Consider the following 17,485-nt stretch of genomic DNA (forward strand, 5'->3'; position numbering starts at 1 on the left):
ACGTCACGCCTCTCGGCGCAGGACCAGCCCGATCTTGCCGAACGGAGGACGGGGGTCGGCATAGGTCTTGACCCGCGGGTCGGCCCCGCTCTGCACGCCGGGATCCCAGAGCCGGTTGGTCGCCTCGAAGCTCACCTCGGCCAGCTGCGGCCAGCGTTCCAGCATGCGGCCCCCGATCTCGTTGACGAGGTGCTGGATCGAGAGGCTGACGAACTGGTGGAAGACCGATGCCGCCAGGTCGGCGACCTGCTCGCCGGCCACATAGCGCGCGGCGTCGCCGCCCAGGGCGTCCCGCGGGTCCTCGTAGCGCCATCCGATGTCACTCCAGACATAGAGCGGCCGATCCGGGCGCTCGGGGAGCGTGGTGTGCTCGTCGCGCGCGAACTCGGCGAAGGCGCTGCCGGTGATCTTGATCAGCTGCAGGTCGGTGCGACCGCAGCGGTGGCCGGTGATGCGCACCCCGGCCTCGTGACGCTCCAGGTCGAGTGCTGCGGTGGAGCGGTCGTTGCGATCGCGGGCGAAGAGGACCTCGGACGCGGTGAATCCGTCGCCATCGTCGGCCGGGACCAGGGCCGCCGGAAAGGGGAGCTCGCGGCCGTGCATCGTCAGCCGTTCCATGTCGGGGTACGTCGCCAGGAAGGCCGACCCGACGTCGTACAGCCAGCCCTCGAGGGTGGTCGCAGTCGACCCCAGCGACGCTGCGTGCATGAAGTTCTTCATCGTGTCGGTCGCCACCACGCGCCGGTTGTCGCCGCGCGCATAGGCGTCGAGGAACGCTGTGCCGCGCACGGTCACCTCGAGCTCGGCCGCCATCAGGATGTTCTCGCGGCCACCGAAGGGCGACTCGGGGATCCGTCTCACGCCTCGCAAGGGCGTGCCGTAGGTGCGGTAGACCTTCACGTCGGCCTTGCCGTAGTGGATGTCGTACTTCATCCGGCGTCGTCCTCGCGGTCCGGGTAGTCGCCGCGCAACTGGCCGAGGCGGTCCGCCGCGATGTCGATCACGTCGTCGAGACCGCGGCCCAGTTCTGCCGCACGATCGTTTCGCATCGCCGCCTCGATCAGGGGCCCGATCGCCGAGAGTGGTCGGCCGGCCACGAATACCACGTACCGAAAGCGGAAGCGTCCCTCGTAGACCTCGTTGAGCATCGCCAGCTCTTCGAGCATGGGCTGCGCATCCTCCTCCTCGGTCGACCCGTAGCCCTGTTCTTCGAACGATGCCCGTGAGACGGCGGCGGGATCGCTGCCGAGCGGCGGATGGGCATTGAGCAGCTCGATCTGATCCGCCTCGGGCATGGTTCGCGCCACTTCGCGGGCCGTCGCCAGGAACGCGCGATCGGAGTCGAATGGTCGAGCGGCCGCGAGGCGCTCGAGGAAGCCCCGAGCCCCTTCGAAGAGGGGAGCCACCTCATCGGCGAATGCGTCGGCCGAAAGGTCGTTGAGATCGGCGATCGAGAGATAGCCCATCAGGTGCCGCGGTAGGTCGAGATCCCGAAGGGCGACAGGAGGAGCGGCACGTGGTAGCTGCGCTCGGCGTCGTCGATCCGGATGCCGACCGCGAGATTCTCGAAGAAGTCGGCGTCCCGATCGAGCGTCGCCGCGTAGGCCGCCAGGTCGAAGACGAGCTGATAGTCGCCGACTTCGAGCTCGCCCGGCAGGAGCGAGGGGATCCGGCCATCGGCATCGGTCGCCAGCTCGGTGATCAGCTCCGGCCGACCATCCTGCTCGAGACGGAAGAGGGCCACCGGCAGCCCGGCAGCGGGAACGCCAAGCTCGAGGTCCAGGACATGAGTCGAGATGGTGGGACGGAGATCGGCCACTGCTATCCTCCGCGCATGCCGAACCTGACGATCCGGGTAGGTGACCTGAACTTTACCGCCCGATGGGAGGCGGAGGCGCCGCGAACGGTCGAGGCCGTGCAGCGCCTGCTGCCGATGCGCGCGCAGCTGATCCACTGTCGCTGGAGCGGTGAGGGGACCTGGATCCCGCTCGAGGACCTGCAGACCGGGGTCGGCTACGAGAACCACACCTCGCACCCGGCGCCCGGCGAGCTGCTCATCTACACCGGCGACCTCTCCGTGGGCGAGATCCTCTTCCCGTACGGCGCCTGCATGTTCTCCTCGAAACTCGGCCAGCTCGCGGGCAACCACTTCGCCACGCTGCTGCCTGACGAGGGGTGGCGCGACCGCCTGCGCGAGGTGGGCCGGCGTGTCCTGTGGGAGGGTGCCCAGGAGATCGAGATCATCGAAGGAGACTGATGAATCTGGGCCAAGCCGCGAGCGTGGTGCAAATGGGCCTGGTAGCCGGCGTTCTCGCCTTCGCTGGTTTCGGAGTTCTGCAGCCGCCACCAATCACGGAACATACCCGGAGTCTCGAGTTCGGCTCCGCGCTCGTTGGGCTCGCCCTTTTAGCCGCTATCACCGGATGGGCGATATCGGGTGGAGCGCGATGGGGTCGTTTCCTTGGCTGGTTGGTAGCGATCGTTTGTGCGGTCGCGGGCGCGTTCGGTATCTACGGCCTGGTGGCCTTCCTCGCGGATCCCGAAGTCTTCTCCCGGTCGAATTTGGCCGTTCTCGCCGTGCTGCTCTTCATGGGCGTGACGTCCATCGTCCTGGTCGCTGTACCTCTGGGCGAGAGACATTCCCAAGAGGTCTTGAGCAGCTTCATTCAGCGAAAGCGACTGACGTGGTTGGCATCGGGTTTCGTGATCGGTATCGCGGTCTCGGCGGCGTTTGGCGCATTCCTGTCGACCGTGCCGGAGCTTCCGTGCTGCCCAGCCTGATTCAGCGGCCAGCACCAAGCCATAGCCGGCAGGTTTACACGGTTGACTGACCTTTTCGTCAGCGGCGGCACTGTCGTCACCGCCGGCGGCTCCTTCTCGGCCGATGTGGCCATCAGCGATGGCCGCATCGAGGCCGTAGCGCCGGATCTTGCTCGAAACGGCGTCCAAACCTTGGACGCCACGGGCTTGCTGGTGATGCCCGGCTGCGTCGACGTCCATACCCACACGCGGCTGCCGAGCGAGGTGGAGCCGGACCGCTTCTTCGCCGATTCCGTCGCGGCTGCCTTTGGTGGCACGACGACATTCCTCGCCTTCAACAACCCCGGCACCGGCATCTCCGATGAGGGCTCAGCGTCGCTCTTAGCCGGGATGCGCGAGTTCCGAGAACGCACTGAGGGCGAGTCGGCGGTGGACTTCGGGCTCTCAGCGGTGATCAGCGGCCAACAGGAGGACCCGATCGCGGAGCTGCCCGAGCTGATCGATTCTGGCGTCCCGACCGCCAAGGCGTTCATGGTCTATGACTTCCGCCTGACCGATGAGCGCCTCTTCGCGGCACTGCGAGCGATGGGCCGCCACGGCGGGATGCTCCAGGTCCATTGCGAGAACGCCACGGTCATCGATGCGCTGGTGGCGGATGCCGTCGCCCGCGGCAACGTCGCGTGCCGGCACCATGCGCTGACCCGACCGACCTACGCCGAGGCGGAGGCGACGCATCGGGCGATCGCGTTGGCCAGGGCGGCTGACGCATCGGTCTACATCGTGCATCTCTCGTGCGCCGATGCGCTGGCAGAGGTTGCTGCGGCCAAGGTGCGCGGCTGGCCGGTCTACGCCGAGACCTGTCCGCACTACCTGACCCTGACCGATGCGCGCTACGATGCGCCGGACGAGCAGGAGGTGATCAAGAGCGTCATCTCGCCACCCCTCCGCTCCGAATCGGATCGCGGGGCGCTCTGGCTCGGGCTGCGTGCTGGGGGGCTTGACCTGGTCGCCAGCGATCATGTGCCGGATCGGCTGGCCGTCGAGAAGCGCTGTCCCGCGCCTCCCTTCCCGCAGATCAGCAATGGCGCGCCCGGGATCGAGACCCTGCTCACGGTCATGTACGACGAGGGGGTGGCCGGCGGACAGATCAGCGTGGAACGCCTGGTCGACCTGCTGGCCACGACGCCCGCAAAGCTCTTTGGCCTGGCCGGCAAGGGAGCGATCGAGGTCGGGCGCGACGCCGACCTCGTCCTCTTCGACCCGGGAGCGAAACGCACCATCCGGCAGTCGGAGCTCCACCACACCAGCGACTTCACCTCGTACGAGGGACGAGAGGTTCGTGGTGCCGTCCGGTCCGTGCTCCTTCGCGGCCAACCCGTCATCCGGGATGGAGCGTTCGTCGGCGGTCGCGGGGCAGGGCGCTTCGTGGAGCGCTCTACCCCTGCCTGATCCGCGGTCAGCGGTCCAGCATCGGGTAGGCAGCGAGCGTCAGGAACTCGGCAAAGTCTTCGCTCAGGACCAGGTCATCCAGCAGCGCGGCGGCATCGGTCCAGCGAAAGTCCGGAGCTGAGGAGCGCAGGCGCTCGAGCTGCGCATCGCGGACGGCTGCATAGAGCTCGCCCGTCATCGGCCTTCCGTCGTCCAGCGTCACGCCGTGCACCCGCCACTGCCAGAGCTGGCTGCGGCTGATCTCGGCTGTTGCGGCGTCCTCCATCAGGTTGTTGATGGCGGCGGCCCCGTTGCCGGCCAGCCACGAGGCGAGGTATTGCAGCGCCACGCTGACGTTCGTCGAGACCCCCGCCTCGGTCACGTGGCCGCTCTCGACCCGTGTGTCAAGAAGCTCGCCGGCCGACACGCGCACGTCGGGCCGAAGGCGATGCTTCTGGTTGGGCCGATCGCCCAGCACCTGGTCGAAGATCCCCGCCGCCACCGGCACGAGGTCCGGGTGCGCAACCCACGTGCCGTCCGAGCCGTCGCCGGCTTCGCGCTGCTTGTCCTCGCGCACCCGGGCGAGGGCGTTCTCCGTCACCTCCGGCTGCCGGCGGTTCGGGATGAACGCGCTCATGCCGCCGATGGCGTGCGCACCGCGCGCATGACAGGTGCGTACCAGGAGCTGCTGGTAGGCGCGCATGAATGGCACCGCCATCGTCACCTGGGCCCGGTCGGGGAGGATCATGTCGGTGCGGGTGTGGAACTTCTTGATCAGGCTGAAGATGTAGTCCCAGCGCCCGGCGTTCAATCCCGATGCATGCTCGCGCAGCTCCCACAGGATCTCGTCCATCTCGAAGGCGGCCAGGATCGTCTCGATCAGGACGGTGGCGCGGATGCTGCCGTGCGGGATGCCGAGTTGATCCTGCGAGGCCACAAAGACGTCATTCCAGAGGCGTGCCTCGAGATGTGATTCGAGCTTGGGCAGATAGAAGTAGGGCCCTGAGCCGCGGTCGAGCTGCTCTCGTGCGTTGTGGAAGAAGGCCAGGCCCCAGTCGAAGAGGCTCGCCGAGATGGCGGAGCCGTCGACCTCCAGGTGGGTTTCGTCCAGGTGCCAGCCACGAGGCCGGATCACGAGCGTCGCGATCTCACGATTGAGGGCATACGCCTTCTCATCGGTCTGGAAGGTCAGACGACGGCGCACGGCCTCGGCGACGGCCCATTGGCCGGTCAACACGTTCTCCCAGGTGGGGGAGAGGGCGTCCTCGAAGTCGGCCATGAAGACGCGCGCCCCCGAGTTCAGCGCATTGATCATCATCTTCGGCTCCACCGGACCCGTGATCTCGACCCGCCGATCGTCCAGGTCCGCCGGCGCGGACGCGACTCGCCAGCTGGGGTCGTCGCGGATGTGCTCGGTTTCCGGCAGGAAATCGGGAATCGCGCCGGCATCAAATGCGGCCTGGCGTTCGGAGCGGGCTCGGAGCAGGTCTCTGCGCCGCTGGTCGAATGACCGATGCAGGCGAGCCACGAACGCGAGTGCCTCGGCGGTCAGGACATCCGCTGCATGGGCCGGTGACCCGTCAGTGATCCGCACGCCCGGCACCAGGTCGGGGGTCACCAGCCACCCTCGTCCCGGATGAGCCGATGCAGAACGCGTGCCGCGACGGCCCGACGGTAATCGGCGCTGGAGCGGACATCGTCGATGGGGCTCAGCTCGCCGGCGAGGGTGGAGGCGGCGCGATCGGCCGTCGCCTCGGTCGGCGGGGCGCCCTCGAGCACCGTCTCGGTGGCAGGCACGCGGATCGGAGTCGGGGCCACCGAGCCGAGCGCCAGGTGCACGTCATGCCACGTCCCCTTGCCATCGGCCTGCCAGGCGAGAGCCATCACCACCTTGCTGATCGCCTGCGCCCGCCGCGTGCCAACCTTGCGGTACCGAAGCTGGCGACCAGACGGCAGGGGGATGCTGATTCGAAGCAGCAGCTCCATCGGCTCCAGCGCGGTCTGCCGATACCTCGGCCAGAACTCGCGGACGGGGATCCATCGCTCGCCGTCGCGCTTCCCGGCGACCAGCTGCGCGTCGCAGGCGAGCAGGAGCGGCAGCATGTCGCCGGCGGGCGACGCGTTCATCGCATTGCCGCCGATCGTTCCGCGGTTCTGGATCTGCGCGGCTCCGATCGTAGCCGCGGCCTCGGCAAAGGCGGGCAGGAATTCCGCGATGAGCGGCGATCGCCGGATCTCCGCATAGGTGGTGAGCGTCCCGAGGACAAGCGCATTCTGCTGCATCCGGATGCCGCGCAGCTCGTCCAGGTGCCAGATGTCGAGCACCCGCTCGGGCGGGTCACCGAGCTCGCCGGTGATCTGGACCAGCAGATCGGTCCCGCCTGCGACCGGCCGATGCACCGCGTCGGCGAGCAGCGTATACGCCTCCGCCAGGCTGCGCGGCGAGGCTACCGGAGGTTCGACGGGCATCGGTCAGTCCGGATGGACGCCGGTCGCGCGACGCCGAGCCGCGGCCTGCGCGATGGCCTCGACGATCTTGGTGTAACCGGTGCAGCGACACAGGTTGCCGGCGATCGCCTCGCGGATGGCATCGTCGCTGGGCGGGCCACCGGTCGCCAGGAAGGCCTCTGCGGCCATCAGCATCCCGGGCGTGCAGATGCCGCATTGTGCGCCGCCTGTCTCCAGGAAGGCGGCCTGCAGGTCGTTCAGCTGCTCCTCCGTGCCGAACCCCTCCACCGTGCGAATGTTGGTGCCGTCGACCTGGCAGACCGGCACCAGGCAGGCGTCGACCACGGCACCGTCGAGCAGCACGCTGCACGCGCCGCACTCACCCTCGCCGCAGCCCTCCTTGGTGCCAGTCAGCGCCAGGTCTTCGCGCAACACGTCGAGGAGGCGACGCATGCCGGGCACCTCGACCTCGACCGGGTCGCCGTTGACGAAGAACCGATAGCTCATGCCGCACCTCGCTCCGGGGCCGGCTCGCTGACGCCCGGGGAGCCTGGCGCGGGTGCGCCGGTCATGGCGGCCAGGATGCGCTCAGGGGTCGCGGGCAGATCGTGGATCCAAGCGCCCGTGGCGTCATGGATCGCCGCCACCACCGCCGGCGCCCCGACGTCCATCGGCAGCTCACCGATCCCCTTCGCGCCGTGGGGGGCGCCGGAGAAGGGCTTCTCCACCAGGATCGCCTCGATGCGGGGCGCATCCAGGGCGGTCGGAATCAGGTAGGTTGCCAGCCGGTCGTTGAGGTAGCGGCCGTCGACCAGCTTGATCTCCTCGATCGTCGCGTAGCCGATCGCCTGCAGCGTCCCACCCTCGACCTGGCCCTCGGCCAGGACCGGATGGATGATGCGGCCCGCGTCATCGGCCGACACGACATCGCGGACGGTCACCTCGCCGGTGTCCAGGTCAACGTCCACCCGGGCCACCGCGCAGGCCCAACCGAACGCCGGGTAGGCGTCGCCCGTGTAGGTCTCGTCGTCGAACTGCACGTTCGGGTATGGCTCGAACTGCTGATCCACGCGCAGTGCGCCATGCTCGGACGCGAAGTCGCGGTATGAATGGGCGAAGGGGCGGTCGGTGACGGCTTCAACCTGGTCGCGGAGGCGGCGCGCGGCCTTCACGAGCAGCCCGCCGACCACCATCGTGGTGCGCGACGCAACCGTTGGGCCCGAGTCGGGGACGATGCTCGTGTCCTGCGGCGCCGTGTCGACCGCCTCGGGTTCGAGACCCAGCTCACCGGCCACCAGCTGCGGAAAGATCGTCTTCGTCCCCTGGCCCATCTCGGTCTGGGCGGTGAGGACGCGAACCGTGCCCGCATCGGTCAGCTCGACCGAGGCGGTCCCCGCGATGTGCACCTCGCCCGATCCGGTGAACCCCGCGCCGTGCCAACCCATCGCCATGCCTATCCCCGACGCAAGACGCGCGCTCGGCTGCCTCGCCTCCCGCGCCCGACGGGTCTGCTCGCTGTGCCGGGCGTAGTCGCTTGCCTCGGCGGCCGCCTCGAGCACGTCGACGGCAGCCACGCTCTCGCGCAGGACCTGGCCGGTCGGCGTGGTGTCGCCCTCGCGATAGGCCCATAACCGGCGCAGCTCCAGCGCGCTGATGGCCAGTGCCTCGGCGATGCGGTTGACCTGCATCTCAGCGGCGAACTCGGTCTGTGGGGCGCCGAAGCCACGGAAGGCACCGTTGGGGGGCGTGTTGGTGGCCATGGCGCGACCCTTGATCCGGACGTTCGGGCACCGATACGGACCCCCGGCATGCAGCACGCCTCGCGACAGCACGACGGGAGTCAGGGTGCAGTACGCGCCGCCGTCCATGACGACGTCGATCTCCTGGGCGACGAGCCGCCCGTCGCGCATCACGCCCGTTCGATGATGGATGACCGCGGGGTGGCGCTTCGTGGTGGCGCTCAAGTCCTCGTGGCGGTCATAGATCATGCGCACCGCCTTGCCGACCTTGCGTGCCAGCAGAGCGGCGTGCAGGGCGATCATCGACGGGTACTCCTCCTTGCCGCCGAAGCCACCGCCCGTCTCGGCCTGGATCACGACCGCCTCCGCATCGGTCAGCTGGAGGGCTCGCTTCAGGGCGCGGTGGATGTAGTACGGGCACTGGCATGAGCCATGCACCGTCACACCTCCATCCGGCTGGGGGACTGCGATCATCGCCTGGTTCTCGATGTAGAGCTGCTCCTGATGACCGACCCGATACGTGCCCTCGATGACCAGCTCGGCTTCCGCGAAGCCGGCGGCCGGGTCGCCCTGGCGCACCTCGAGGTGCGAGAACTCCTCGGTCGACTGAAGCGGGTCGAAGACCGCCGGCAATCGTTCCGTCTGGACCCGCAGATGACGCTTCGCGGCTCGCAGCGTCTCGCGATCGGCTGCGGCAACCAGGCAGAGCGCCTCCGCCTGGTGGCGGATCTCGCCGCCGACAGGCACCAGGATCGGCTGGTCGTCGCGGATCAGGCTCACGACATTATCGCCCGGGATGTCCGCGGTGGTGACCACGACCACCTGGCTCCAGTCGAACGCCTCGTCCAGCTCGATGCCAAGCAGCCTGGCATGCGGCTCTGTCGAGCGGATGGTGGCGCCGTACCACGCGCCGGGGAAGACCAGGTCGTCGGCGTACTTCGCGAGTCCGGTGAGCTTGGCCGGCCCTTCGCGGCGGAGCGGGCTTCGGGTGGCGATGGGCCCCGGCGTGGCACTCCCCGGCGGCACGACCAGCGCATCAGGTGCGCCAATCTCGCGTGTTCCGGGGGGCAGAATGCGCGTCATCCGGCTCGCTCCTCCTCGGCGGACGATAGCACCGTCACGAACGCCCTTGGCGCAGCGCGCGTCCAGGCAGCGCCCCCGTGTGCGCTCCGCCATCAATCACAAGGTCTCCGTTGACGACGACGTACTCCAGCCCATCGGGAAACTGCCGTGGCTGCTCATAGGTTGCATTCGAGCGGATCCGGGCGGGGTCGAAGACGACGAGGTCGGCCCAGAAGCCGTCGCGCAGCAGGCCGCGCTGCGTCAACCCAAGGCGAGCCGCGGGGGCGCCGGTCATCTTGCGGACCGCCTCTTCGAGGGAGATGAGCTGTTCGTCGCGCACGAACTGGCCCAGGATTCTCGGGAAGGAGCCGTAGGTGCGTGGAGAAGGCTTCTCGCCCAGGAAGGTGGAGTCGGTGCCGACCATGCCGACCGGGTGGCGCACGAAGTGGGGGAGGGTCTCGCTCCACGGCCCGCTGGTGACCTGCGCGACACCGAGGTTCTCAGACAGCAGCAGATCGCAGATGACATCGACCGCATCGCGGCCGGTCTCGTCCATCACCTCGACCAGGGTGCGGCTCTCCCAGCGCAGGTTGTCGGGCAGGGTGAATGCACCGAGGCGCAGATCGGCCCAGCCCGCCGAACCGGTGTATGCGGCGCCCCTGGCCGCAAGCTCCACCCGCAGCTGGTCGCGCACCGCTCGATCGGCGAGGCGCTCCTTGAGCACCATCGGCCCCCCAGCCTGGACCCACTGCGGGAGCTGGATCAACAGCCGGGTCGATGCCCACTCGTACGGGTAGCTGTCGAAGGTGACGTCCATCCCGGCGTCGCGGGCGTCGTCGACCAGGGCCAGCAGCTGCTCCGGACTGCCGGGATACGTCTGTCGGTGATAGAAGTGCGTCAGGTGCACCGGGCCCTCGCCCCTTCGCCCGATCTCGATCGCCTCGCGGAACGGGTCCAGGAAGCGGTCGCCGAGCGCGTAGCGGACGTGGGTGTGATAGAAGCCACCGGCCATTGCCGCCTCACCGGTAAGTGAGGCGAGCTCATCGGTCGAGGCATAGGAGCCAGGCGGGTAGTCGAGTCCGCTCGAAACCCCGAACGCTCCTTCCTCCAGGGCCTCACGCAGCATGGCTCGCATGTTGGCGACGCTGCGGTCGTCGGCGGGCGTGTCGTCCCAGCCGATGGCGCCGATGCGCAGCGCGCTGTTCCCGATCACCACGGCCACGTTCACTGCCTGGCCACGCTCGTAACGCCCAATGTAGCTCGCCACCGAGTCCCAGTCATAGTCGATTTCTGGGCGTCCATCGAGGCCGGCATTCAGATCGACGAAGGCGGCGAGGTCGCCGTGGTCGGCGAACGGTGCGTATCCGTTGCCGTCTACCCCGATCACCTCGGTCGTCACCCCTTGCCGCACCTTGGGCTCGTGGCGCGGATCGGCCAGGATGACGAGGCCGCCGTGCGAGTGCAGATCGATGAAGCCCGGCGCCACGACCATGCCCGTGGCATCGATCGTCCGGACAGCCTGTGCGGGGCTCCACCCCGCGTCGCCGATGTGCATGCGCCCGTGAATGCTGGCGACCGTTCCAGCGCGGGCCGGTGCCCCCGAGCCATCGATCAATGAACCGCCAGTGATCAGCAGGTCGACCTCCGGGGGGTCGATCACGCCCCCTCGCTCCAGGCCTGGAGCTCCACGATGTTCCCCTCTGGATCGGTGACGTAGCACCAGGTCACCAGCCTCCCGTCTGCCGTCCGCAAGGTGACCACTTCACCGACGGCGGATCCGCCGGCGGCCAGCACCTCGCGCTGCGCCGCTGGAACATCGTCGACCGCAAACGCGATGTGGCCCCAGCCCGGGCGGTTCGCGGCGGGCGGGAGCGCGGGCTCCTCGCGGTCGTAGGCATAGATCTCGAGGGTTGGCCCCTCGTCGCCGTGCCCAGGCAATCGAAGATGCACGCCGCGCAGCCCCGAGCCGGGAACGCCCGTCCCCGCCTCGAGGGAAGGACCGCGATAGTCGCGCTCGGGTGGGACGGGGACGCAGCCGAAGAGATCGACGTAGAAGCCCGCTAATCGGCGCCAATCGCGTGCCACCAGGTTGGTGTGGCCGTAGCGTGCCTTCATCGGGGCCATGGGGCGCAGTCTAATAGCCCGATGCAGGGAGATCGGTCTGTCGGCGCAGTGATCCTGGCCGCTGGCGCTTCGCGTCGGTATGGGAGTCCGAAGCAGCTCGTCGTCGTCGATGGCCGCACCATGCTCGAGCAGGTCGCTGACACGGCGACCGCTGCGGGGCTGCAGTCGGTGGTCGTGGTGGTGCCTGCATGGCTGTCGCCTCCTGCCGGCCTCGACCATCCATCGGTGAAGTGGATCCGGAACGCCTTCAATGAGCGTGGTGTGAGCCTTTCGCTCCGTCTCGGACTGGGAGCTGTTCCGCCGGATGTGTCGGCGGCCCTGATCCTGCTGGGTGACCAGCCGGGCGTTCTGCCGGCCACGATCGCGGCGGTGCTGAGCGCGCGTGGCGATCGTCCGCTGGTGGCCGCGTCCGCGGACGGCGTGCTGGCACCCCCGGTGCTCATCGAGCGCACGCACTTTCACCTCGTTGATGAGCTGACCGGGGACGTTGGGCTGCGACACCTGCTGCATGAACATCCCGACTTAGTTACTGAAGTGCCGGTCCCGGCACACGCGGCGGACCTCGACAGCCCCGCCGACCTTGGCCGCATCAGCGGCCCGTAGAATGGCCGACGTGACCATCGAGCGGATCGCCAGCGCCGTCGTGGCCGAGGACGAGATCGCCCTCGAGTCGACCGTGCGGCCGAGGCGGCTCGACGAATTCGCCGGACAGGACCGCATCAAGGAGAACCTGGCGATCCTGATCGACGCCGCGCGCCACCGGGAGGAGCCGGTCGATCACATCCTCCTCTACGGACCACCCGGGCTCGGTAAGACGACCCTCGCCAACATCGTCGCCGCGGAGATGGGAGCCCAGATCCGCACCACCTCCGGTCCCGCCATCGAGCGCGCCGGCGACCTGGCCGCCGTGCTCACGGCGCTGGACAAGGGTGATGTCCTCTTCATCGACGAGATCCATCGTCTCTCCCACGTGGTCGAGGAGATCCTCTACCCCGCGATGGAGGACTTCGCGCTGGACGTCGTGCTGGGCAAGGGACCGGGTGCCCGCACCGTTCGGCTCCAGATCGAGAACATCACCGTGATCGGAGCCACGACCCGGGTGGGCAGCATCACCGGGCCGTTGCGCGACCGGTTCGGGGTGACCTATCGACTCGACTACTACGCGAAGGAGGACCTGGAGCGGATCCTGGTCCGGAGCGCCCACATCCTCGACGTGGCACTCGATCCGGCCGCGGCGGCGATCATCGCGGGCCGCAGCCGCGGCACGCCACGGATCGCGAATCGCCTACTGAAACGGACGCGCGACTTTGCCCAGGTGCGAGGCGACGGCATCGTCACCCCCGAGCTGGCGACCGATGCCCTCGACCTGCTCGAGATTGACGATCGCGGGCTCGACGCCCTCGACCGGCAGCTGCTGCGCGCGATCGCGGAGCACCACGGCGGCGGACCGGTCGGGTTGCAGACGATGGCCGCCACCATCTCGGAGCCGGTAGAGACGCTCGAGGACGTGATCGAGCCGTACCTGATGCAGATCGGCCTATTGGCGCGCACCTCGCGCGGCCGCCAGCTGACGCCGGGCGCCTGGCAGCACCTGGGTCTCACCCCGCCGGCTCACACGGAGATGCAGCCTGGGCTCTTCGACTAGGCCGATGTCCCCCGAGCTCGGCCGTTTCCTGGTCGTCGTCGGAATCCTGCTGGTGGTGGTCGGCGGCCTGGCGATCGCCGGAATTCGGCTTCCGTTCGGGCGCCTGCCGGGCGACATCGCGATCACCGGCGACCGGGGCGGCCTCTTCATTCCGCTCGGCACGATGCTGCTCGTCTCGATCGTCCTCACGGTCCTGTTCAACCTGTTCCTGCGGCGCTGAGCGGCACCGAGGGAAGGCGCGCGGAAAGGCCACCGGCGGTTCTGCCGTGGGAGTAGGATCGCCGCGGTCGCGCCCCGATCGCCCAAGACTCGGGACGGGCTCGCAGGGACGGAGGGCAGGCTACCGTGGACGGCATTGCGTCCTACTTCAAGTTCAGCGAGCGGGGAACGACGTTCGGTACCGAGGTCCGGGCTGGCGTAACCACGTTCATGGTCATGGTCTACATCGTGGCTCTGAACGGAGCGATCATCGCAGGACCGCTGGAGCTCGATCCGGTGGCCGTCGCAGCTGGCACGGCACTGGTGGCCGGGGTGATGACGATCGCCATGGGGCTGGTGACGAACTACCCGTTCGCCCTCGCCGCCGGCCTGGGTCTCAACGCCGCGGTCGCATTCGGCCTGACGGCACTCGGCATGACCCCCGCCCAGGCGATGGGCGTGATCGTCATCGAGGGCGTGATCATCACGATCCTCGTCCTGGTCGGCCTCCGCGAGGCGATCATGACCGCGGTGCCACTGCCCCTGAAGCGGGCGATCGGCGTTGGGATCGGACTCTTCATCTTGTTCATTGGGTTCTGGGATGGCGGCCTGATTGTGGGCGTCACGCCCGAGTTCGCGCCGCCCCCGCCGCCCCTCGGCTTCGTCTTCCCGACCACTGCTGGCCACTGGGTCTTCCTGCTTGGCCTGCTCATCACGGCCGCACTCTGGGCTCAAAAGGTCAAGGGCGCGCTGATCATCAGCATCGCGGTGACGACCCTGATCGCGATCGTGCTCGGCGTGCAGAAGATTCCGGAGACCTTCAGCGTCACGCCGAACTTCGACACGCTGGGGCTCGGCCTGGAGGACCTGGGCGGCGTGTTCACCATCGAGGCTGGCGTGCTTGCCGCACTGCTGGCCATCTTCACGATCATGCTCAGCGACTTCTTTGACACGATGGGGACGGTCACAGGCATCGCTGCCGAGGCTGGCCTGAGTGACGCGGACGGCCAGGTTCCCGGCGTGGGTCGCGTTCTGCTGGTCGACGGCCTGGCGGCCGCGGTCGGCGGAGCCGCCGGGATCAGCTCGAACACGACGTACATTGAGAGCGCAGCCGGCGTGGCCGAAGGTGGACGGACCGGGATGACATCGGTCATCACCGGCCTTCTCTTCCTGGTGGCCATCTTCCTCGCTCCGCTGGTGCAGATCATCCCGCTCCAGGCCGCCGCTCCGGCGCTGGTGCTGGTCGGCTACCTGATGTTCACCCAGATCGGCGAAATCGATGCCCGGGATGTGTTTACCGGATTCCCGGCGCTCCTGATCATCATTCTCATGCCACTCACGTTCACGATCACAATCGGTATCGGTGCCGGCTTCGTGGCGTGGGTCGTCCTGATGGCCGTGGCGAGGCGCTGGGGCGAGGTCCACTGGCTGATGTGGATTGTCTTCCTTGCCTTCGTGATCTATTTCGCGCAGGACGTGATCCGGCCGCTCTTCGGCTGACCACGCGAGTCCGATGGCGCCCGGCCGGGGATCCCGGTCGGGCGCTACGCTGTCCGGGCCGATGACTCTCGATGAGCCTGGCCCGCGCCTGCGGGTCGATGACTTCGACTACGAGCTCCCAACGGCGGCAATCGCTCAGCTCCCTCTTGAGCCACGGGACGCCGCCCGGCTGCTGGTCGTCGAGCGCGGGGCATCGGCTCCTGGCCATCCCGCGCTTTCGCATCGCACCTTCCGTGGGTTGGGCGAGCTGGTCCTCCCAGGCGACCTGCTGGTGGTCAACGACTCCCGGGTCATCCCTGCCCGCCTGCTGGCCACCCGTGGAGGCGGCGGATCGGCAGAGGTCCTTATCCTGCGTCCGATCCCGAACGATGCAGATCGCTGGGAGGCGCTGGTGCGTCCTTCTCGGCGAATCAGGCACGGGGAAACCCTGGTTCTGCGGAGCGGCGATCACGTCGAGGTGGGGGAGGGGCTCGGCGACGGAACGCGGGCGGTGCGATTCGATCGTGACCCGCACGTGGTCATGAACGAAGCCGGCGAGACGCCGCTGCCGCCGTACATCCAGGACCGCTCCACGCCCCCGGATCGCTACCAGACGGTGTACGCCGATCCGCCCGGCTCCGCCGCTGCCCCTACCGCCGGCCTCCATTTCACGCCCGAGCTGCTCCGATCGCTCGAGGCTGCCGGAGTGGGTCGTGCCGCCGTCACCCTCCACGTCGGGCTCGACACCTTTCGGCCGCTGGAGGGCACGTTTATCGACGAGCATCGCATCCATCGCGAGTGGTACGCGATTCCGAGCGAGACAGAAGCTGCCATCGCGCGGACCAGGCGAGAGGGAGGTCGCGTCGTCGCCGTGGGGACGACCAGCGTCCGGGTGCTCGAGACTGCGGCACGTGACGGTCTCGGCGCCGGCTGGACGGACCTGTACATCACGCCTCCGCACGACTTCCAGGGGGTCGACGCACTGATCACCAACTTTCACCTGCCGCGGAGCTCTCTCCTCGCCCTGGTCACGGCGTTTGTCCACGCCGGCATGCGCGGCGCGACGCCGCTCGAGGCGCGCGACACCCTGCTCGGCGCCTACCGCACCGCGCTGGCCGAAGGCTATCGGTTCTTCAGCTTCGGCGACGCCATGCTCATCGCGTAGGCTGCCGCCATGCCCGCGCCGGTCGCCTTCAGTTCTCGCGCCTCCGGGTTTGGACGGGCGCGGCTCGGTTCTCTGATCACGCCGCACGGCGTCATCGAGACTCCGCAGTTCATGCCGGTCGGGACCCAGGCCACCGTCAAGGCGCTGTCGCCCCGAGACCTTCACGCGGCGGGCGTCCAGGTCATCCTGGCCAACACCTATCACCTCTCCCTGCGGCCCGGCCATGAGCGCATCGCCCGCCTGGGTGGTCTGCATCGGTTCATGGGCTGGGATGGGCCGCTCCTGACCGATTCAGGCGGCTTCCAAGTATTCAGCCTGGCCCATCTCGGCAAGGTGGATGAGGACGGCGTGACCTTCGCCAGCCATCTCGACGGATCGGCCCAGCGGCTGACCCCCGAGCGGGCGGTCGAGATCCAGGAGGCGCTGGGGAGCGACATTGCGATGGCGTTCGACCAGCTCGTGGACGCCACCCTTCCCGCGACAGAGATCGCCGTCGCCATGGAGCGCACGCATCGGTGGGCTGAACGGTGCATCAGCGCCCACACGCGGTCGGACCAGGCGCTGTTCGGGATCGTGCAGGGCGGGGTGGATGCGGATCTCCGTCGCGAGAGCGTTGCATCGATCGCGGCGCTCCCGTTCGACGGGATCGCCATCGGCGGCCTGTCGGTCGGGGAGAGCAAGGCCCAGATGGCGGACACCCTCGACGTCGTGGCCGAGGCGCTCTCGGACGACCCGCGCGTCCGCTACCTGATGGGAGTCGGCTCGCCGCCCGACTTCTTCACCGCAGTCGAACACGGGATCGACCTCTTCGATTGCGTCCTGCCAACCCGTGTGGCTCGCACCGGGCAGCTCTGGACCAGCCGGGGGAGGCTCAACCTGCGCAACGCCCGCTTCCTGGACGACCCCGATCCGCCCGACACCGACTGCCGCTGCGAGACCTGCCGGAATCACTCGCGGGCGTACCTCGCCCACCTGTTCCGCGCCGAGGAGCTGCTCGCGTATCGGCTCTCGTCGCTCCACAACGTCACCTATACTCAGGACCTCATGCGGCGCATCCGCGTGGCCCTCGACGAGGGCTCGTACGGAACGCTGCGAGAAGCCGTCATGGCCCAGTACGGGGGCTCCGGAACGAGGTCGGATAAGGCGCCGGTAACCGACCGATAAGGCCACATCCGCCAGGCTCTGAGCACCTCGACCGGCCCATATCGGAGGTCCAGCGAGATGGCCAAAGGCCGCGATCGACCGCGCCACCAAGAGAAGCGCAAGCCGAAGGACAAGGCGCCAAAGATTCAGCCGGCATCGGCCTACGAGCAGCCGATGACGGTCGAGGTGATCAAGAAGAAGCGCAAGCCGCGCAGCGAACCCGGCCCGGAGGCTTGACCTGAAGCGCCGCCGGGGGTGAAGAGAAAAGGAGCCCACGCGATCATGGACGCCCCG

19 protein-coding genes are annotated in these 17,485 nt (G+C 68.4%); 10 read left to right on the forward strand and 9 right to left on the reverse strand.

The genetic code is table 11. The annotated features are described in order from the left end of the window. Positions 1 to 3: 3 nt before the first annotated feature. The 3 genes from pucL to uraH are packed head-to-tail and all read right to left on the reverse strand — an operon-like array spanning position 4 to position 1,819. Positions 4 to 933 carry a urate oxidase gene (pucL, locus tag WEB29_05745; protein ID MEX2136451.1) on the reverse strand — a complete coding sequence of 310 codons (930 nt, stop codon included), beginning with the start codon at positions 931 to 933 and terminating at the stop codon, positions 4 to 6. Next, positions 930 to 1,466 carry a 2-oxo-4-hydroxy-4-carboxy-5-ureidoimidazoline decarboxylase gene (locus WEB29_05750; protein MEX2136452.1) on the reverse strand — a complete coding sequence of 179 codons (537 nt, stop codon included), beginning with the start codon at positions 1,464 to 1,466 and terminating at the stop codon, positions 930 to 932. Before WEB29_05750 ends, pucL begins: the two co-directional genes overlap by 4 nt. After that, positions 1,466 to 1,819, reverse strand: a complete 354-nt coding sequence (gene uraH, locus WEB29_05755) for a hydroxyisourate hydrolase (GenBank protein MEX2136453.1) — start codon at positions 1,817 to 1,819, stop codon at positions 1,466 to 1,468. Before uraH ends, WEB29_05750 begins: the two co-directional genes overlap by 1 nt. Before the next feature lie 15 nt (positions 1,820 to 1,834). Here uraH and WEB29_05760 point away from each other — a divergent pair, with 15 nt between their 5' ends. The 3 genes from WEB29_05760 to hydA are packed head-to-tail and all read left to right on the forward strand — an operon-like array spanning position 1,835 to position 4,209. After that, positions 1,835 to 2,257, forward strand: a complete 423-nt coding sequence (locus WEB29_05760) for a DUF3830 family protein (GenBank protein MEX2136454.1) — start codon at positions 1,835 to 1,837, stop codon at positions 2,255 to 2,257. Next, the gene (locus WEB29_05765; GenBank protein ID MEX2136455.1) at positions 2,257 to 2,781 is read left to right on the forward strand and encodes a hypothetical protein; all 525 of its coding nucleotides are present in this window, start codon (positions 2,257 to 2,259) and stop codon (positions 2,779 to 2,781) included. The genes WEB29_05760 and WEB29_05765 overlap by 1 nt, the downstream gene beginning before the upstream one ends. Before the next feature lie 42 nt (positions 2,782 to 2,823). Next, positions 2,824 to 4,209 (forward strand): dihydropyrimidinase, encoded by a 1,386-nt coding sequence (hydA, locus tag WEB29_05770; GenBank protein MEX2136456.1) that lies wholly within the window; start codon positions 2,824 to 2,826, stop codon positions 4,207 to 4,209. 7 nt (positions 4,210 to 4,216) lie between these two features. Here hydA and aceB read toward each other — a convergent pair whose 3' ends face one another. Genes aceB through WEB29_05800 form a run of 6 tightly spaced genes read right to left on the reverse strand, consistent with a single transcriptional unit; the run spans position 4,217 to position 11,561 of the window. Continuing rightward, positions 4,217 to 5,782, reverse strand: coding sequence for a malate synthase A (gene aceB, locus WEB29_05775; GenBank protein ID MEX2136457.1), 1,566 nt, complete (start codon positions 5,780 to 5,782; stop codon positions 4,217 to 4,219). Between the two features lie 20 nt (positions 5,783 to 5,802). Further along, on the reverse strand, positions 5,803 to 6,657 hold the full coding sequence (locus WEB29_05780) for a xanthine dehydrogenase family protein subunit M (protein MEX2136458.1): 855 nt from the start codon (positions 6,655 to 6,657) through the stop codon (positions 5,803 to 5,805). A gap of 3 nt (positions 6,658 to 6,660) precedes the next feature. Continuing rightward, entirely contained in the window at positions 6,661 to 7,143 is a 483-nt protein-coding gene (locus WEB29_05785; protein MEX2136459.1) for a (2Fe-2S)-binding protein, read from the reverse strand. Next, positions 7,140 to 9,458, reverse strand: coding sequence for a xanthine dehydrogenase family protein molybdopterin-binding subunit (locus WEB29_05790; GenBank protein MEX2136460.1), 2,319 nt, complete (start codon positions 9,456 to 9,458; stop codon positions 7,140 to 7,142). Before WEB29_05790 ends, WEB29_05785 begins: the two co-directional genes overlap by 4 nt. A 34-nt stretch (positions 9,459 to 9,492) precedes the next feature. Further along, positions 9,493 to 11,097, reverse strand: coding sequence for a D-aminoacylase (locus WEB29_05795; protein ID MEX2136461.1), 1,605 nt, complete (start codon positions 11,095 to 11,097; stop codon positions 9,493 to 9,495). Further along, a complete protein-coding gene (locus WEB29_05800) occupies positions 11,094 to 11,561 on the reverse strand; it encodes a VOC family protein (protein MEX2136462.1) in 468 nt (155 codons plus the stop codon). The genes WEB29_05795 and WEB29_05800 overlap by 4 nt, the downstream gene beginning before the upstream one ends. Before the next feature lie 21 nt (positions 11,562 to 11,582). Here WEB29_05800 and WEB29_05805 point away from each other — a divergent pair, with 21 nt between their 5' ends. The 7 genes from WEB29_05805 to WEB29_05835 all read left to right on the forward strand — a co-directional run bounded on the left by WEB29_05805 (position 11,583) and on the right by WEB29_05835 (position 17,428). Next, positions 11,583 to 12,164 carry a nucleotidyltransferase family protein gene (locus WEB29_05805; GenBank protein MEX2136463.1) on the forward strand — a complete coding sequence of 194 codons (582 nt, stop codon included), beginning with the start codon at positions 11,583 to 11,585 and terminating at the stop codon, positions 12,162 to 12,164. Positions 12,165 to 12,174: 10 nt separating this feature from the next. Next, on the forward strand, positions 12,175 to 13,206 hold the full coding sequence (gene ruvB, locus WEB29_05810; GenBank protein MEX2136464.1) for a Holliday junction branch migration DNA helicase RuvB: 1,032 nt from the start codon (positions 12,175 to 12,177) through the stop codon (positions 13,204 to 13,206). 4 nt (positions 13,207 to 13,210) lie between these two features. Further along, complete coding sequence (locus tag WEB29_05815) at positions 13,211 to 13,426, forward strand: DUF2905 domain-containing protein (GenBank protein MEX2136465.1); 216 nt, start codon at positions 13,211 to 13,213, stop codon at positions 13,424 to 13,426. Positions 13,427 to 13,551: 125 nt separating this feature from the next. After that, positions 13,552 to 14,904, forward strand: coding sequence for an NCS2 family permease (locus tag WEB29_05820; GenBank protein MEX2136466.1), 1,353 nt, complete (start codon positions 13,552 to 13,554; stop codon positions 14,902 to 14,904). Positions 14,905 to 14,965: 61 nt separating this feature from the next. Then, positions 14,966 to 16,048, forward strand: a complete 1,083-nt coding sequence (gene queA / locus WEB29_05825; GenBank protein ID MEX2136467.1) for a tRNA preQ1(34) S-adenosylmethionine ribosyltransferase-isomerase QueA — start codon at positions 14,966 to 14,968, stop codon at positions 16,046 to 16,048. 9 nt (positions 16,049 to 16,057) lie between these two features. Then, positions 16,058 to 17,212 carry a tRNA guanosine(34) transglycosylase Tgt gene (gene tgt / locus WEB29_05830; GenBank protein ID MEX2136468.1) on the forward strand — a complete coding sequence of 385 codons (1,155 nt, stop codon included), beginning with the start codon at positions 16,058 to 16,060 and terminating at the stop codon, positions 17,210 to 17,212. Positions 17,213 to 17,269: 57 nt separating this feature from the next. Next, the gene (locus tag WEB29_05835) at positions 17,270 to 17,428 is read left to right on the forward strand and encodes a hypothetical protein (protein MEX2136469.1); all 159 of its coding nucleotides are present in this window, start codon (positions 17,270 to 17,272) and stop codon (positions 17,426 to 17,428) included. Positions 17,429 to 17,485 lie beyond the last annotated feature (57 nt).

The organism is Chloroflexota bacterium (assembly GCA_040902225.1).
GTDB lineage: Bacteria > Chloroflexota > Limnocylindria > QHBO01 > QHBO01 > CF-167.

Coding starts and splice junctions, on each gene's coding strand:
- WEB29_05780 (MEX2136458.1), bottom strand. CDS start 6,657: ATGCCCGTCGAACCTCCGGTAGCCTCGCCGCGCAGCCTGGCGGAGGCG.
- WEB29_05835 (MEX2136469.1), top strand. CDS start 17,270: ATGGCCAAAGGCCGCGATCGACCGCGCCACCAAGAGAAGCGCAAGCCG.
- WEB29_05760 (MEX2136454.1), top strand. CDS start 1,835: ATGCCGAACCTGACGATCCGGGTAGGTGACCTGAACTTTACCGCCCGA.
- WEB29_05800 (MEX2136462.1), bottom strand. CDS start 11,561: ATGGCCCCGATGAAGGCACGCTACGGCCACACCAACCTGGTGGCACGC.
- queA (MEX2136467.1), top strand. CDS start 14,966: ATGACTCTCGATGAGCCTGGCCCGCGCCTGCGGGTCGATGACTTCGAC.
- WEB29_05815 (MEX2136465.1), top strand. CDS start 13,211: ATGTCCCCCGAGCTCGGCCGTTTCCTGGTCGTCGTCGGAATCCTGCTG.
- WEB29_05790 (MEX2136460.1), bottom strand. CDS start 9,458: ATGACGCGCATTCTGCCCCCCGGAACACGCGAGATTGGCGCACCTGAT.
- WEB29_05765 (MEX2136455.1), top strand. CDS start 2,257: ATGAATCTGGGCCAAGCCGCGAGCGTGGTGCAAATGGGCCTGGTAGCC.
- WEB29_05805 (MEX2136463.1), top strand. CDS start 11,583: ATGCAGGGAGATCGGTCTGTCGGCGCAGTGATCCTGGCCGCTGGCGCT.
- WEB29_05785 (MEX2136459.1), bottom strand. CDS start 7,143: ATGAGCTATCGGTTCTTCGTCAACGGCGACCCGGTCGAGGTCGAGGTG.
- tgt (MEX2136468.1), top strand. CDS start 16,058: ATGCCCGCGCCGGTCGCCTTCAGTTCTCGCGCCTCCGGGTTTGGACGG.
- WEB29_05750 (MEX2136452.1), bottom strand. CDS start 1,466: ATGGGCTATCTCTCGATCGCCGATCTCAACGACCTTTCGGCCGACGCA.
- pucL (MEX2136451.1), bottom strand. CDS start 933: ATGAAGTACGACATCCACTACGGCAAGGCCGACGTGAAGGTCTACCGC.